General features: G+C 36.3%; 15 protein-coding genes. 12 read left to right on the top strand and 3 right to left on the bottom strand.

Going from position 1 to position 16,507, the window contains the following annotated elements; genetic code table 11:
* The first annotated feature begins 87 nt into the window (after positions 1-87).
* From LZ480_RS14650 to cydS, 3 genes are read left to right on the top strand one after another with little or no spacing between them, the layout of a single operon-like run.
* Entirely contained in the window at positions 88-1,422 is a 1,335-nt protein-coding gene (locus LZ480_RS14650) for a cytochrome ubiquinol oxidase subunit I (RefSeq protein ID WP_241370290.1), read from the top strand.
* A 1-nt stretch (position 1,423) separates the two neighbouring features.
* On the top strand, positions 1,424-2,449 hold the full coding sequence (locus LZ480_RS14655) for a cytochrome d ubiquinol oxidase subunit II (protein WP_241370291.1): 1,026 nt from the start codon (positions 1,424-1,426) through the stop codon (positions 2,447-2,449).
* A 12-nt stretch (positions 2,450-2,461) separates the two neighbouring features.
* The gene (gene cydS / locus LZ480_RS20115; protein ID WP_408641626.1) at positions 2,462-2,563 is read left to right on the top strand and encodes a cytochrome bd oxidase small subunit CydS; all 102 of its coding nucleotides are present in this window, start codon (positions 2,462-2,464) and stop codon (positions 2,561-2,563) included.
* A 53-nt stretch (positions 2,564-2,616) separates the two neighbouring features.
* Here the strand turns inward: cydS and LZ480_RS14660 are convergent, their stop codons facing one another.
* Positions 2,617-4,302 (bottom strand): methyl-accepting chemotaxis protein, encoded by a 1,686-nt coding sequence (locus LZ480_RS14660; RefSeq protein WP_241370292.1) that lies wholly within the window; start codon positions 4,300-4,302, stop codon positions 2,617-2,619.
* A 187-nt stretch (positions 4,303-4,489) separates the two neighbouring features.
* Here LZ480_RS14660 and rlmD point away from each other — a divergent pair, with 187 nt between their 5' ends.
* Positions 4,490-5,854 carry a 23S rRNA (uracil(1939)-C(5))-methyltransferase RlmD gene (gene rlmD, locus LZ480_RS14665; RefSeq protein ID WP_241370438.1) on the top strand — a complete coding sequence of 455 codons (1,365 nt, stop codon included), beginning with the start codon at positions 4,490-4,492 and terminating at the stop codon, positions 5,852-5,854.
* Between the two features lie 93 nt (positions 5,855-5,947).
* Here the strand turns inward: rlmD and LZ480_RS14670 are convergent, their stop codons facing one another.
* Positions 5,948-6,916 (bottom strand): NAD(P)-dependent alcohol dehydrogenase, encoded by a 969-nt coding sequence (locus tag LZ480_RS14670; RefSeq protein WP_241370293.1) that lies wholly within the window; start codon positions 6,914-6,916, stop codon positions 5,948-5,950.
* A gap of 928 nt (positions 6,917-7,844) precedes the next feature.
* Here LZ480_RS14670 and LZ480_RS14675 point away from each other — a divergent pair.
* From LZ480_RS14675 to LZ480_RS14690, 4 genes are all read left to right on the top strand, one after another.
* Entirely contained in the window at positions 7,845-9,506 is a 1,662-nt protein-coding gene (locus tag LZ480_RS14675) for an ABC-F family ATP-binding cassette domain-containing protein (RefSeq protein WP_241370294.1), read from the top strand.
* 110 nt (positions 9,507-9,616) lie between these two features.
* Positions 9,617-10,375, top strand: a complete 759-nt coding sequence (locus LZ480_RS14680; protein ID WP_241370295.1) for an SDR family NAD(P)-dependent oxidoreductase — start codon at positions 9,617-9,619, stop codon at positions 10,373-10,375.
* A gap of 423 nt (positions 10,376-10,798) precedes the next feature.
* Positions 10,799-11,092, top strand: coding sequence for a DUF418 domain-containing protein (locus LZ480_RS14685; protein WP_241370296.1), 294 nt, complete (start codon positions 10,799-10,801; stop codon positions 11,090-11,092).
* Entirely contained in the window at positions 11,089-11,832 is a 744-nt protein-coding gene (locus LZ480_RS14690) for a DUF418 domain-containing protein (RefSeq protein WP_241370297.1), read from the top strand. Before LZ480_RS14685 ends, LZ480_RS14690 begins: the two co-directional genes overlap by 4 nt.
* 304 nt (positions 11,833-12,136) lie before the next feature.
* On the opposite strand, the gene LZ480_RS14695 is transcribed toward LZ480_RS14690, so the two are convergent.
* Positions 12,137-12,556 (bottom strand): hypothetical protein, encoded by a 420-nt coding sequence (locus LZ480_RS14695; RefSeq protein WP_241370298.1) that lies wholly within the window; start codon positions 12,554-12,556, stop codon positions 12,137-12,139.
* Between the two features lie 328 nt (positions 12,557-12,884).
* Here LZ480_RS14695 and LZ480_RS14700 point away from each other — a divergent pair, with 328 nt between their 5' ends.
* From LZ480_RS14700 to LZ480_RS14710, 4 genes are all read left to right on the top strand, one after another.
* Positions 12,885-13,433 carry a GNAT family N-acetyltransferase gene (locus LZ480_RS14700; protein WP_241370299.1) on the top strand — a complete coding sequence of 183 codons (549 nt, stop codon included), beginning with the start codon at positions 12,885-12,887 and terminating at the stop codon, positions 13,431-13,433.
* A gap of 329 nt (positions 13,434-13,762) precedes the next feature.
* A complete protein-coding gene (locus LZ480_RS14705; RefSeq protein ID WP_241370300.1) occupies positions 13,763-14,053 on the top strand; it encodes a hypothetical protein in 291 nt (96 codons plus the stop codon).
* Between the two features lie 892 nt (positions 14,054-14,945).
* Positions 14,946-15,440: a serine hydrolase domain-containing protein gene (locus LZ480_RS19935; RefSeq protein WP_255731467.1), complete on the top strand. Its 495-nt coding sequence runs from the start codon at positions 14,946-14,948 to the stop codon at positions 15,438-15,440.
* Positions 15,430-16,416, top strand: a complete 987-nt coding sequence (locus tag LZ480_RS14710) for a serine hydrolase domain-containing protein (protein WP_255731468.1) — start codon at positions 15,430-15,432, stop codon at positions 16,414-16,416. Before LZ480_RS19935 ends, LZ480_RS14710 begins: the two co-directional genes overlap by 11 nt.
* Positions 16,417-16,507 lie beyond the last annotated feature (91 nt).

Here is a 16,507-nt window from a genome sequence, read left to right on the forward strand (position 1 = left end):
CTCTTGTTCATGTAATCCGTTCAAATGCAGGCTAGTTGGGTATAGTAACGATAATGACATGATTGTTAAGGGGGATTTTTTTTTCCGATGAACGAGTCTGCTGTTTTTTGGAGTCGTATATTAACCGAGGTTACGTTATCTTTTCATATTATTTATGCGACGCTTGGGGTAGGAGTACCAATTCTCATTATGATTGCGCATTGGGTTGGTATTAAAAATAATGATGAACATTACATTTTAATGGCGAGACGTTGGGCGCGTGGCTTCGTAATTACCGTTGCTGTTGGGGTTGTAACTGGGACGGTAATGGGCTTACAGCTTTCGTTACTTTGGCCGAATTTTATGCAGGTGGCGGGACAGCTCATTGCGTTGCCACTCTTTTTGGAGACATTCGCATTTTTCTTTGAAGCAATATTTCTAGGTATTTACTTATACACATGGGATCGCTTCGAAAATCAGAAGAAGCACTTATTATTACTGATTCCTGTAGCGATTGGTGCTTCGATGTCTGCGATGTTTATTACGATTTTGAATGCGTTTATGAATGCGCCACAAGGCTTTGATATGGTCGACGGGCAATTGATTAATATTCAACCACTTGTGGCCATGTTCAACCCTGCGATGCCAACAAAGGTAGCCCATGTGCTCGTAACAGCGTATATGACGTGTGCTTTTATATTAGCCTCGATTGCAGCGTATAAATTAATGCGCGGCTCAAATCATATCTATCATAAAAAAGCGTTGTATTTACTGATGAAATTAGGTTTTATTTTTACAGTGGCGACCGTCATTATTGGCGACTTCTCTGGTAAGTATTTAGCGGAGTACCAACCAGAAAAGCTTGCGGCAGCAGAATGGCATTTTGAAACGAGTGAAAATGCGCCGCTTGTACTGTTTGGGGTTCTGGATGATGGAGAAATAAAGTATGCGATAGAAATTCCCTACATTCTTAGTGTGTTAGCGCACAGTAATCCTACCGCAGAAGTAATTGGACTGGATCAATTTCCTGTGGAAGAACACCCACCATATTATATTCATTACTTTTTTGATGTTATGGTGATGATAGGGATGTTTATGCTTTTTGTCTCAGCTATTTATTTACTTGCCATTTGGCGCAAGTGGTCATTTATTCGTTCAAAATGGTTTCGTTTTATCGTTATTTTAGGTGGACCCTTATCAGTAATTGCGATTGAGACAGGCTGGTGGTTAGCTGAAGTTGGACGTCAGCCATGGGTTTTACGTGGTTACATGACAACAGCAGAAGGGGCAACGACGAGTAATCATGTGGAGCTAATGCTCATATTGTTTTCGATTTTATATTTCATTTTAGCGGTTGGTAGCATTGTGACGCTACATCGTATGTTTAAAAACAATCCAATCGTAAAAGAAATTGCCAAGCGCTCTTCGAAAGGAGATGTGTAAGATGACGTTACAATTGATTGGGATTTGTGTACTGTGGGCGTTTTTATTTGGCTATGTCATTATTGCCTCGATCGATTTTGGGGCAGGCTTTTATAATGCTTACAGTGTGTTGACAAATCGTTCGGATATTTTAAGTAGTGTGATTAAGCGTTATTTGTCACCTGTATGGGAAGTAACAAATGTATTCCTAGTGTTTTTCTTTGTTGGGATTGTTGGCTTTTTCCCGCAAACGGCCTATTATTACGGAACAATATTGTTAGTACCCGTCAGTATTTCGCTAATATTACTATCTGTTCGCGGTGCCTATTATGCGTTTGAATCGTACGGGGTGGCAGGGCATAAAGGCTATGCGACGGCTTATGGTATTGCAGGGCTTCTGATTCCAGCCTCGTTGTCGGTCGTGCTGACGATTTCAGAAGGTGGCTATGTGAAAATGGTTGGGGGTGTGCCACAGCTTAGTTATAGGGAGTTATTTACGAGTCCGTTGACGTGGAGCATTGTTGTGCTGAGTATTGTCGCAGTATTGTATATTTCGGCGGTATTTTTAACATGGTATGCGCATAAAGCGGGCGACAAAAATGCAGCAAATCTAATGCGTAAATACGCACTCATTTGGTCGGCGCCACTTGCAATTGCGGCTATCGGGATAATCATTGAATTTAAAGGGCATAATCCGTTTCGCTTTGAACGCATTATAGATGTATGGTGGCTGTTTGCAATTTCAGGTGTGCTATTTTTAATTACTACTTATTTATTATGGATGAAGCGAAGTTATGGGATGGCGATTATTTTATTATTTACGCAGTTTGCATTTGCGTTTTTTGCGTATGGTATTTCGCATTATCCATATTTACTGTATCCGTACTTAACAATTCATGACAGTGTTACGAATCATGAAATGGGTATTGCGCTTATTATTGTCTTTATATTAGGTGCGGCGCTACTTGTTCCGTCGCTATATTTATTGTTTAAACTATTTGTATTTGATAAGGATTATGTAGAAGGGGCGCATGATGAGCATGTGTAGGAGGAATGGATGATGTTTGAATTTTTAATGTTTTTTGCACCGTTCTTAGTAGTCATTGTAGCACTTGTCGCGGCGTTTTATGTAGCACCTAAGGATAATAAAAGCGAGCGATAATTAACTAAAGCCTACTTTCAGTCGTTAATTCACACTGAAAGTAGGCTTGTTTTTTATATTTTAAACTTATGAAGGCTTTTACGTAATTCCAATGATTGAGCAGCAAGACGTTCAGATAATGCATCGACTTGTTGGATAATAGCGGCCTGTTCAGTTGTTGCATTAGCTATTTGCTCTACGTTATTTGCTGTTTGTTCCGTACCGTGTGAAATTTCCATAACAGTAGCAGCAGCTTCTTCGGCACTTGCAGAAATTTCTTGGGACGTTGCCGAAATTTGTTCAACCTGCTGTGACATTTCTCCAATATAATTAGAAATTTCATGGAATGACTGACCAGCACGGTTAATAACGGATACACTTTGCTCTGCGCATAGCAGGCTACTTTCTACGGCGCTGCTCACTTTTTGTGAGTTTGCTTGAATGGTACTCGTGAGACCAACAATTTCTTCGGCAGATTTTTTAGATTGTTCAGCTAGTAAGCGTACTTCATCGGCTACGACCGCAAAGCCTTTCCCATGCTCACCAGCACGCGCTGCTTCAATTGAGGCATTTAATGCTAGTAAATTTGTTTGGTCGGCGATGTCGGTAATCGCTTTTGTGATGGCGCTAATTTGCTCGGATTGCTCGATTAAGACTTGTGTTAATATTGAAATATTTTGTGTTGATTCGTGCATTGTTGCCATTTGACTGTTTGCATCATCAACAATCGCTACACCTGCTGTTGCGGCCTCTGTTAAGGTCATTGCACCGCTATACAATTCCTGTGTAGCACGCGCAATTTCACTGATTCCTTGTGAAGTTTCATCTACTGCATCGGCACCTTCACTTGCTCCAATAGCCATCGTTTCAGAGGTTTGGGTAGTGTGCATGATAAGCTGCTGAATTTGAGCGGTTTCTTTTGAAATGACATGACTATTATGTGTCAACTGCTCTGAGGATTTTGTGAGTTCATTAGAGTTGTGCTGAATATTTGATAGTAATTCTTCAAAGTTGTGCTGCAAAGTGATAAATGCACGTGAAAGCTTTCCAATTTCATCATTAGATTTAAAGGGTCTATGGTCAATTTTAATATTCCCGTCTGCCATTTGCTCTAAATCTTTTGAAATGATTTGAAGTGGTTTTGTAATGCCGCGCTTTGTATAGAGCATATAACTGGCTACGACAATAATCGTAATGAAAATAAAGACAACAGTGACAATAGTTGAAATATTAATTTGTGTTTTTGTATCGTTTGCCATTGTATCGAGCTGTGTATTTTCAAGCACCTCAATTTTTTCGGTCAATTCATGGGTGAAGGAGCTTGTGTAATTATAATCACCATTAACGATGGTTAGTGCTGCGGATACGTCACGATTTTGAACCGCAGCTGTCATTTTCGAAATTTGCTCGTTAATGAGTGCAAGCTGAGTTTGTAAATTCAAAATGAGCATAGTTGCATCCTTTAAGGTATTTTGTTTTTCTACCTCAGCAATCAGTTCGGTAAGATTATTCGAATATGTAGTAACGGCTTCTAAATTTTTTTGAGACGGATCAACCGTGTATGAGCGCGCAGAATTACTTTGTAATAGTAGATTTTGTTGAATATCATGAATACGCTGAATTTGTGCCATTTGTACATCTACCGCGTTTGATACTTCGTTGCCAATGCGGAAAAATTGAACAGCTGCAAAAATAACGGAAGCTAACATGAGCATTCCAATTGTTAGAAATCCTAAATTCAATTTCATTCGAACAGACATACTGTAAGTCTCCTTTTTGAAAATTTTTAACTTAATTAGTAATTATAAATTATAGTAGCATTAGGAAGTAAATACCACACAAACTATAATAGGCAAAATTATTAGAATTAAATGATGGAATTTCTAGAAGTGCATTTTTAGAGCGACATGGTACAATAGAGAGATTGAAATGAGAGGACGAACAGATATGACGGCACCGATTAAAAAGAATGATCGTACAACGGTTTATATAGAAGATTTAACACATGATGGCAATGGCGTTGCAAAAATCGACGGTTATCCATTATTCATTCAAGGGGCACTTCCTGGTGAAACAATTGAAGTGCATGTTTTGAAAACATTAAAAAATTACGGCTTTGCAAAAATTATTGAAATTTTAACGAAATCACCAGATCGTGTAGATGCACCATGCGACTATTTCGCACAGTGTGGTGGCTGCCAATTACAGCACCTTTCATATGAGGGACAATTAAAATGGAAGCAATCGATGGTCGAAAATGTGATGAAGCGCTTAGGGAAAATTGATGCACCGGTTCATCCAGTAAAAGGAATGGACGAGCCATGGCATTACCGCAACAAATCTCAAATCCCATTTGCGCAATCAGAAACAGGCGAAATTATTGCGGGCTTTTACAAAACGAAATCGCATAGCATCGTCAACATGGAGCGCTGTCTAATCCAAAATGGTGAAGCTGATACGGTGATGGCTGATTTAAAACGTGAACTCATGGTATTAGGGGTACGTCCATACGACGAAGCCTCTCACCAAGGAATGCTACGTCATGTTGTTGTGCGTAAAGGTCGCGCAACAGGCGAAGTAATGATCGTACTTGTCACGAAATCAAAAAAATTCCCACAAAAAGAGGAAGTCATCGCAAAAATCCGTGAACTTGTACCAAACGTGACGTCGATTGTACAAAACGTAAACGATGAAAAAACGAATGTCATTTTCGGTAATGACACGTTCACACTATGGGGCAAAGATACGATTGAAGACACAATCGGCAACGTACGCTTCGAAATTTCAGCGCGTTCGTTCTATCAAGTAAACCCAATTCAAACAGAGGTTCTCTATAAGCAAGCACTAGACTATGCTCAGCTTGAAGGCAATGAGCGTGTTATTGATGCGTACTGTGGTATCGGCTCCATTTCGCTTTTTTTAGCACAAAAAGCCGGTCATGTAATGGGTGTTGAAATTGTCGAGCAAGCTATTGAAGATGCAAAACGCAATGCCAAACTAAACGGCTTCACGAACACGTATTTTGAAGCTGGCCCAGCCGAAGAAGTCATTCCACGCTGGTACCAAGAAGGTAAAGTTGCCGACGTATTAGTAGTAGATCCACCACGCAAAGGCTGCGATGAAGCACTACTAAACACTATTATCGAGCAAAAACCAAAACGTGTAGTGTATGTATCATGTAACCCAGCAACATTAGCGCGTGATCTACGTATTTTAGAAGATGGTGGGTATAAAACACAGGAAGTACAGCCAGTGGATATGTTCCCGCATACGACGCATTGTGAAGCTGTCGCTTGGTTAGAGTTAGTATAATAGTAAAGTAAAAAGCAGACGGTTTGGAAGAGGTGATATCGCACTTCTAATTTGCCGTATGCTTTTTATTTATGGATGAAGCAAGGCACTCCGTTATAAAGTAATTACCACTTTACCTTGAGCGTGACCTTCCTGAAAGTAATTGAATGCTTCAGTTATTTCACTTAACTTAAATCGTTTGTCAATTATTGGTTTTATTTTTTGGGTCTCAAGTAACTCTTTTACATCATTTAAGTCTTTTTGATTTGCTCTTTGTAACAGGCTACTTATTTTCTTGCTTCCAGTCATTGAAATAAAAGGTCCAAGTAATAATGTTTGATAAAGTTGAAATTCGGAACCTCCTACGTGAACAAATTTCCCATTTGGTTTTAGTACACGTTTATAAGCTGAAATAGAATTAGAACCATTCACGCCAAGAACCAAATCATAACATTCCTTATGTTGAGCGAAACACTCTTTTTTATAATCAATGATATGGTCGGCCCCTATAGAACGCAATATTTCTACGTTTCGTGTACTACATACACCCGTTACTTCAGCACCGAATGATTTAGCAATTTGTACCGCAAAAGTACCAACGCCCCCAGATGCCCCATAGATTAATACTTTATGACCCGATTTAATTTTACCTTTATCACGTAGTCCCTGTAAGGCAGTCACACCTGCCATAGGAGTCGCAGCAGCTTCCTCAAAGGAGATACTGTTTGGCTTTAAGGCTATAGCATATTCGGGGACTGTTACATATTCAGCAAAACCACCCCAACCGCAACCAGATAGGTCGCCAAATACTTCATCACCTACTTTAAATAGCTTAACGTCTTTCCCGACGGCTTCAACTGTACCAGCTATGTCACCTCCTGGAATCGAGTATTTTGGTCTCGTTAGTCCGAAGGCAAATCGAGCTAAGAAGGGTTTGCCTGTCAAAAGAACTAAGTTCCCAAAGTTTAAAGATGCTGAATGAACCTTTACCAAAACTTGATTCTCGGTAGGGAAAGGTTTTTTTATCTCTTTTAATTCAAGTACATCGGGTGAACCATATTTATCACAAACTATAGCTTTCATAAAACCCCCTCCAAATGTTAACCTCGCAACCATCAAACCTCTCAGCAGCAACAAAGCACCGAAGACTAACCCTTCAATTAACGGGGTGCTTTAGTGAAGAAAGGGTTTATAAAGCATATAAAAATTAACTCAATAACATTCCGAAATAAAAAAATGGGAATACAAAAAAAGGCTAGGTTTTACTTTGGTAGGACCTAGCCAATCACTTAAACACACCAGCATCAATGTGTTGCCACATACACTCCACGCATTGTGAAGCGGTGGCGTGGTTGGAGTTAGTTTGATTTATTATTAATATATTGCTGTGCTGAAAAACCCAATTCTTATTCGGTTTTTCAGCACAGCTTTTTGATTGCAAAAAATATGCAACGTGTACGAGATGAAAATCGTTCACTGGGTTATACGATTTGATGGTAATATTAAGAGGGTTGTTTTTTAGTCAATGTGTATTATAATGGTTAAGATTATTAAATTGAGAAAGGAGGCAAAAAGTGATGGAAACTGTTTTTATGAACTTGGAAAAAGAAGTAAAGTCGTATAGATTGTTAGGGGATTTGCTTACAACGGGATTAGTCTGCCCTTTTTTAAGCAAACTTCATATAGAAAACAGCTACCGGAAGCTTTTTGCATTCTTATTTTAGAAATTGTAAAATATCTTTAATGACTGACTTTTTTAGTTTTGATTAAATATATGCAATTACTAGGCGCCGGTTTCGGCGTCTTTTTGTGTTTTAAAGCAAAATTTGTAGAATATTTCTAAACAATTTTGTACTTGTTAAAGGATTACGCAATCTTTAGGCGCCGGTTTATTCGGCGCTTTTTTGCGTTCTAAAGGAGAAAAATTGAAATGAATCTATTTTTGTGGCTTCCTGTTTGATGAAATTCAAGAAACACGCTGTTCAATATTAATAAAGAAGGAGTGATATAAATGTTACTTCAATTAAACAGTATTAGTAAAAGTTATTCAGGTGATCCAATACTTTCAGATATATCAATGAAAATTGAAGCAGGCGACCGGATTGGTCTTATTGGAGTGAATGGTGCTGGAAAATCAACCTTATTAAAGATTATTGCTGGGGATATCCCTTACGATAATGGGGAAATTTTTATTGGAAAAGAAACAAAGGTTGGCTATTTCCGCCAAAATAGTGGACTAGAAATGGAGAATACAATTTGGAATGAAATGTTGAATGTCTTCTCTACTCTTCTTGAGGTTGAAAAAGAACTTCGAGAGTTAGAAAGAACAATGGGTGAGCCTGCTTTAATAGCTGATCCCTTAAAATATGAAAAAATGATGAATCGTTATGCAGCAAAATCAGAATGGTTTATGGAGCACGGTGGTTATGAAATAGAAGCAAAAATTCGTGGTGTTCTGTATGGAATGGGCTTTGGAGATTTTCCAAGAGACACACTCATTCATACGTTAAGTGGAGGTCAGAAAACGAGACTTGCTTTAGCTAAAATACTATTGGAACAGCCAGATTTGCTTATCCTTGATGAGCCAACAAATCATTTGGATCTCACTACTTTAGCTTGGTTAGAAGGTTATTTACGCTCATATCCTGGTACTATCCTTGTTGTTTCACATGATCGTTACTTTTTGAATTCGCTTGTAAACATTATTTATGAAATTGAGCGAACAGAAGCACGACGATATGTAGGAAACTATTCGAAATATGTTGAGAACAAAGAGAAAAATCGTGAAATTCTAGCTAAGAAATATTCAATGCAGCAAGAACAAATTGCGAAGATGGAAGATTACATTCAACGGAACATTACCATGGCAACGTCGTCTAAAAGTGCAAAAAACAAACGAAAGCAGCTTGAGAGAATTGAACGTATAGATACACCTCTCAAAGACTTAAAACGTGCACAGATGTCGTTTTCAATAGAAAAAGCGTCTCATAAAGAGGTGTTACAAGTTCGAGATATTGATATCTGTGTCGGAGTAGGTACTGAACAAAAGCCCCTATTAAAGAATATTAGTTTCCAGCTACGACGAGGTGAAAGGGTAGCATTAATTGGTCCAAATGGTGTTGGAAAGTCAACATTACTTAAGACGTTACTTGATGATTATAAACCAAAAAGTGGCGTAATAACTTGGGGAAATGGAGTTACTATTGCTTATTACGATCAAGAGCAGTCAACTTTACATCCCAATAATACGATATTGGATGAGGTGTGGAATACATTCCCTCATATTGAAGAGGCTAGAATTCGTACTGTACTTGGGAATTTCTTATTTTCCGGTGAAGATGTATTTAAGAAAATATCTGCTCTTAGTGGTGGTGAAAAAGCACGTGTTGCGTTATCCAAGCTTATGTTACAAAACGCTAATGTTCTTATTATAGACGAGCCGACAAATCATTTAGATTTATTCAGTAAAGGGGTGTTGGAATCTGCACTAAAGAATTATGAGGGTACATTGTTCTTTATTTCTCATGACCGTTATTTTTTGAATAAGCTAGCTGACAAAATGTTGGAACTATCTCCAACAGGAACCATTGTATATAACGGCAACTATGATGACTATGTTGAAGCTAAATCGCAAAAAGAAAAAGAAGCAGCTGGTCTCTTAGCTAGGGTATAAAACAATGATGAAGAAGCAAGCCCTAAGTAGGGGGCCACCAACTACTTATAAATCAAATTATTATAAATTAGGCTCACAATGAAAAATAAAATGGAAAAGAGGAAATATATATGTCTAATGAAAATCAAGTTGCTGTCGTAACAGGAGCAGGTAGTGGAATCGGTAGAGCTACAAGTATAAAATTCGCTGAAAACGGGTATAAAGTGGTTCTAGTTGATTTCAACGAAGTTACAGGTCAAGAAACGCTTAAGCTTGTTCAAAATAAAGGTGGAGAAGGTATTTTTATAAAAGCAGATGTCTCGAAAGAGGAAGATGTTCAAAACTATATAAACCAAGCTATTGATAATTATGATCGTATTGATGTCTTTTTCAATAATGCGGGTATTATTCAAAAGTTTGCACCATTTACAACTGTGGATACAAAAGAATACGAACGAATTATGGACATAAATGTAAAGGGAATTTTCCTTGGAATGAAATACGTAATCCAAGTGATGGAGAAGCAAGGTAAAGGATCTATTATCAATACGGCTTCATCAGCAGGCATTCGTCCAGAGCATAGCATTGCTGTTTATTCTGCAAGCAAACATGCCGTAATAGGTATGACTAAAGGGGCTGCAATTGAATACGCTAATAAAGGTATTCGAATCAATGCTGTTTGCCCAGGAGGGATCGTTACACCACTATTTAAAAGTGTAGGGGAAACCATGGAAGAAACAGGATACGTACCAGAAGAAATGTCGCGTGTTAGAATGGGTCGTCATGGTGAACCTGAAGAGGTTGCAGAAGCAGTTTTATTCTTAGCATCCGATAAATCAAGTTTCATGGCCGGTTCGATTGTGACGGTAGACGGTAGTTTAACCGTGTAAAGAAACTTTCCTTTAAGCAATGAATAGAAGCAGATAGAATGCTGAAAAAAATAGGAAGAACTTACTTATCTATAAGTTATGCTTCATAGAGTAGGTACTTAAGCTGCTTACTTCGGCTTATGTTAATATAAGGATCTTAGTTATTCAAGAAAATGGCGCTTTTCTGTAAAAAGGAAAGTGTCTTTTTTCTTGTATTTGAAGGTCTCTAATGGTTCAGCAATTTGTTATTGTCAAGATTCTTGAATATTCTCGTATGAAAGGTCAAAATTTCCTTATATACCCAGAAAACCAGCATAATATCAAGGAATTCGATTTCGTAAGATTAATGTAAGTTTCACTTAAATATGACGTAAGAAATATAAGTTATTGTATAGCTATTCACTACCTAAACTAAATTTAATTAAACAAAAGGGGCAACCTCACTTGGTTACAACTAATTTAACACCAACAAATCAAAGAATTTCTTCAATTGATATAATTCGAGGAATCGCCATAATGGGTATTTTTCTAATTAACATTCAAAGTTTCTTACTACTTGCAGGACAAGAGGAGCTTATAATTTCAAAGGTTGATAAATGGGGCTATCAAATTATTGATATGCTGGCACTTGGAAAATTTCACTTTATTTTTGCTTTTTTATTTGGCGTAGGGGCAAGCATTTTTTTTACACGACTCTCACAAAAAAACTTAGTAAATGGGTGTATATGCGTAGAATGACGATTTTAGGCATTATAGCGATTGGACATATTACACTATGGGGAGGCGATGTACTTTTATCTTACGCATTTTGTGGGTTCATTTTATTATTCTGTAATAAACCCCCATTAAAATGGATTGTCGTTATTGGCGTCTTTCTATCCTTCTTTTATGATTTCTACACTGTATTTTCAAAAGCGGCAAATATCGACTTTTTGCCATCGTTCCTAGACATTTTAGTAATACTTAAAACATTGGGACATATGATGCTTGGTTTTGTAGCGTTCCAAATCGGTTTATTCCAGCAAGAAAAGTGGATACCAACTATTCGTAAAACCTGTATCTTACTCTTTGTAGGTACAATAGCAATCTGGACGTGGTCATTGTTAATTCAAGATAACCATTTACTACATGCTGTGAATTTTAATTTAAGTATTATCCCTGGAATGCTTTATATCGGCCTTTTGATTCTTATTTGTCATTCAAATATTGCTTCAAAATATTTCTCTATCTTCCGTTCTTACGGAAAAATGGCGCTAACAAACTATTTAAGTCAAACAATCATCGGTATTACTCTTATACCTATTTTTGTAAAATCGCACTCACTAAGTGTCGTCGAAGTACTTTTAGTTTGCTTCTTCGTGTATGTGATTCAGATACTATTTTCAAACATTTGGCTTAAATTCTTCCGCTTTGGACCAGTTGAATGGTTATGGAGATGTGGAACATATATGAGCATTCAGCCATTAAAAAAATCATAGAAGAGTAGAAGGAAGTGAATTCATGAGTAATTTAGAAAAAATTCAAACTCGTGAAGAATCCGGGGGGGGCGTCTATCCATATTTGTTAATGCACATGGTTCAACTGGTTTAGATGCACGCCTTTTAGTGAAACTAAAATTTTTATCTTATTAGGCTCTAGTCTGTCCTTCAATCTTGAATATCTAGTAGATAAAAAAATACCTGCAGTTAAAACACTCTTATTCAAGTGTCTTAACTACAGGTATCTTATTATATGAATCTCAGCCTCTCTGCAATTTAAATTTAAACTTTTAAATGGCTAATTTTATTTATTCAATTCCATATATATAACATATTTTAAAGCAGAAATTTCATCTTCAGACAGTTTACCTTCAATTTCGGATAATACTTCATCCTTACTAATGGTACCGTTTTGCGCTTGTTCCTGAATATCTAGTAAACGATTAACGCCTACTTTTTTTATTAACACACGTGTTGCTTCTTCCTTAGTTTGGAAGGGAAGAGTATCTGGATTTGTAGTTGCTGCCTCGCGAACAATTTCTTGAACCTTCGAATCGTTCTCGATAAAGGATTTTACTTCTTCTAGATTCTCATCATTTAAAGTAGCTTCCGCTTTTTCGATTATTTTTTCGGAAGCGATATTTGTCCCAAAATGCCACACAGCATAGCCAGCTACTCCAAGTAAAACAAAAAATATTGCGGTAATTGTTAAAAACTTTTTCATCAACTCACTCCTGACACTATGAATATAGCACATCTTCTCGAAAACCACGAAGAAAAGATGTTTTCAATAATTGGATTTAAATACAATCATTTGTGCACACAGGGTAGCTCTGATTGGTTGGAATTAGTGAATAACAAAATTTACCAAATAACTCGTACTTAGCTTTGTTCAACAATCGGGCCAGGTTCTTGAGTAAACAGTTGAAACAAATATATGTTAAATTATTAGAAAGGATGTACTAAGATGAGTGCGAAATATTAACCTTAATTGGCGACATTTTCGCTACCATCGGAGTTAATTAACAAAGCGCAAATTAGAGGAGGTTAAAATGGAGAAGCAGGCTGTTTTATTTCATTCATTAGAAGGTGAAAAAATTTACTTCAAAGCACTAAGGATAGAGGATGTTCAAGAGATACATCGTTATGCGTCAGATCAAGAGGTTTCACGATTTATTGGCTGGAATTTGATGAGTACTTTGGAGGAAACTTCTCAGTTCATTGAAATAATGTTAAAACGTGAGTCGGCAGGAACTCATTTATATTCCTCCATTGTTGAAAAATTAACACAAGCAATTATTGGAACAGCCATAATTTTCAACTTTGACCAAGAAGCAAACCAAGCTGAAATTGGTTATGTGTTGCATAAACAACATTGGGGTAAGGGGTATGGCACAGAGATTGTTGCATTGATGAGTGATTTTGCATTTAAATCACTTAATCTTCATAAGCTCCATGCTATTGTAGTGCATGCCAATATTGGCTCTGCACGGATACTTGAAAAGAACAGGTATGAGTTAGAAGGACGATTAAAAGACCACTATTTTATAGAGGATAAGTATTATGATGCATTACTTTTCGGCAAAATTACTAACCAGTAAAATTAGAGTTCATGTACAGAAAAAATGAAAAGGTTTCTTGACAATAATCTCAATAATATGCTTTCAATGATTAAAAACCCCCAAAAACCACGCTTAATAGGAGCCAGATTTGTATAATTAACAAGATGTTTTCATACACTCCAAACATTGTGAATACTTTGCGCGGCTTGAAGATGAATTCTTTCTATTATCATGATGTTGATTTTATTGAAATTGAAGATTATAAAGGTTGGGTTTCTTAAGGGCTAACTTTATCAGGAAATCGTTTGTTAAAAATTGTAAAAACGATAAGATAAAGAAAGTGTTTTGTTATAAAAGGGGGATTCAAATTGTCATATTTTAAAGTAGTAGTCGATGGAAATTCTAAACAAGCTTTAACAGAAAGAGAACAACTAATTTTACAAAACTCAATTTTACATTTTTCAGCAATGACAAATGCTATTATTACAGGCACAGGTGTAATGTTAAACCCACCAAATGAAGGTACGATGGGTATTACTTTTTCATATCCTGAAGCGATTGATGCTGAAAAGGAAGCTGAAGTCCGTGAGAGTATTGTTAAAAGATTGAACGGCTTTTTCGCTATGTCAAATCTTGAATTAAATGCAGTTATTAATTGAAAAACGATCTTCCACAAACGGGCGCAATTCTTGAAGAGGAATTGTGCTTTTTTCAGCAATAGGGCCTTATTGATATGGACAAAAATGCAACGGTTCATAAAATTATTTGGAGTAGGAGTAATTTTTTTCTTAGGAAAAATGATTTTCTTTGAGACCAAAAATACAATAGAAAGGTTAGAAAATATTGGAATTATAATAATTCTTCTATTGGTATAGTTAGTTGCACTTACCGATTTTCGGTATGAATGGCAAGAAGTTGAACCTGATTATATTGCAGAGAACCTAGTAAATGCAGTAAGCTGGATTTCAAATGATTTAAAAAAAATAAAGAATAAATGCTCATTAAACTAACGGAGGCTTTAGTGAAAGATCGTTGAGTTGCTTAGGCAGCTCTTTTTTCTTATTGAACTAAAGAGGCAGGTTAGTTGAAGAAGGAATAATTACATAAACGTAATACCCTACTAATATTTCTTTAGTAAAATAGTTGGCAAATCATATTTACAAAAGTCTTAGTGTTAAATTAAGAAATTATTTTAGAAATGAAGGACTATTAGAAATAGCTTTGATACGTTATTTTATTTAGAGAGTAATCAGGTGAATTTGGATTACTTTTGATAGCTATAGGAATGCCAGTAGCAGGATGTTTTATTGGAAATGGACTGAATAACTTTAAAAATCCTGATGAGAAAGTGTAATTGATTTTTTACATAAAGATGATGAACACGAACTAATTAAAAAAATGAAGTACATAATTTTATGAGTATAGCCTTATATTCAACCTAAGACTAAAGTGACGAGAATGTAACATTAATAATCACAATGTAACATTAATCGATGGTATTTCCGATTTCAGTTTAATATATTTAACCTATAGTAAGGGGGAACGAAAAAGTTGAAAAAAATAATTTTATTAATTGCTATAATTTTATCACTAAATACTTTGATTCCAGTAGTCCACGCCGACTCAAATGATAAAATTCATAAGATTGAACGATTTGTTGAAGAACAAAAGGAGATTAGTAAAATTCCTGGGATATCGTTAGTAATAGTAGAAAAGGGGAAAATAGTTTATCAAAAAGGGTTTGGATATGCGGATGTAAAGGAGAAAACACCGGTAACTTCTCATACCTTATTTGAACTGGGATCGACCTCGAAGGCATTTACTGGTCTAGCTATTTTAAAATTAGAAGAAGAAGGGTTGTTAAAACGAACTGACGATGTCAGAAACTATATCCCATGGCTAGAGTTGAAATATAATGGAGAACCGCAAGCGATTACTATAAATCAATTGCTTCATCATACCAGTGGGATCGCTTGGAACTCTATTGTACATATTCCTGAAAGTAACGCAGATAATGCACTTGAATTAACAGCCATTGAATCGTAAACCGGGTAGCTCATTTGAATACGCTACGATCAATTATGACATTTTGGGTCTCATCATCGAGAATCTTTCTAAACAGCCTTATGATTTGTATTTAAAACAACAATTATTAGAAGAAATAGGTATGAAAGACTCGTTTGTTGGCTTACATCAAGTTAAATCGGATGAGTTGGCGACTGGTAATAAAATAGGTTTCTTGAGAGAACAAAAATATACTCCGCCTATTTATCGTGGTAATATACCTGCTGGTTATATAGTTAGCAACACAAACGATATCGCAAAATGGATGAACGTACAGTTAGGATCCGAACAGAATGACACGATTGGCGAACAAGTAATAAAAGAATCTCACATTCCTGACAAATCCGTGGAGCCTTTCGATCAAGACACCTACTATGCAAGCGGGTGGAGCATTATGAAAAAAGGTGACAAACAATACATCCTACACGCTGGCGAAAATCCAACATTTACCTCTTATTTCATCATGCAACCGGATGAGCAATTAGGGGTAGCTGTACTCTCCAATATGAATTCAACCTTTACAACTGCAATAGGTCAAGGCGTGATGGATTTGTGGGAAGGAAATAACGTTAAAATTAGTCATTCTGACGTATACCAAAAAATCGATAATATTGTGACGATACTGTTTGTTATTGTCGGCTGTTTAGGTATAATTTTCAGTATTTTATTGCTAAGAAGTTTATGGAAATTAAATAGAAAGAAACGAACTTTGGTAGCGTTAAAAGGAAAGAGGCTTTTTCTATTAGTGTTTCATTCATTGTTTGTAGCTGCGATTTTGATACTTATGCTGATAGCGCCTAAAATATTGCTAGGAATGAGCTGGGATTTTATTAGAATTTGGGGCCCAACTTCAATTTCGGCGTTTTATTTTATTGGAATAGCAACAATCATTATTTATTACTTTTTTGTATTATTACTATTTATAACAAAAAAGGTGATTTCATTAGATATAAAGTAGCACTCTCAAATAAAATAATACACTATTTTATAATTGAACTAACGGGGGCTTTACTACAATAAGGAGTAGGATCATTAATGTGTTCCCATCC

This window comes from Solibacillus palustris, from assembly GCF_022549215.1.
Taxonomy (GTDB): Bacteria; Bacillota; Bacilli; order Bacillales_A; family Planococcaceae; genus Solibacillus; species Solibacillus daqui.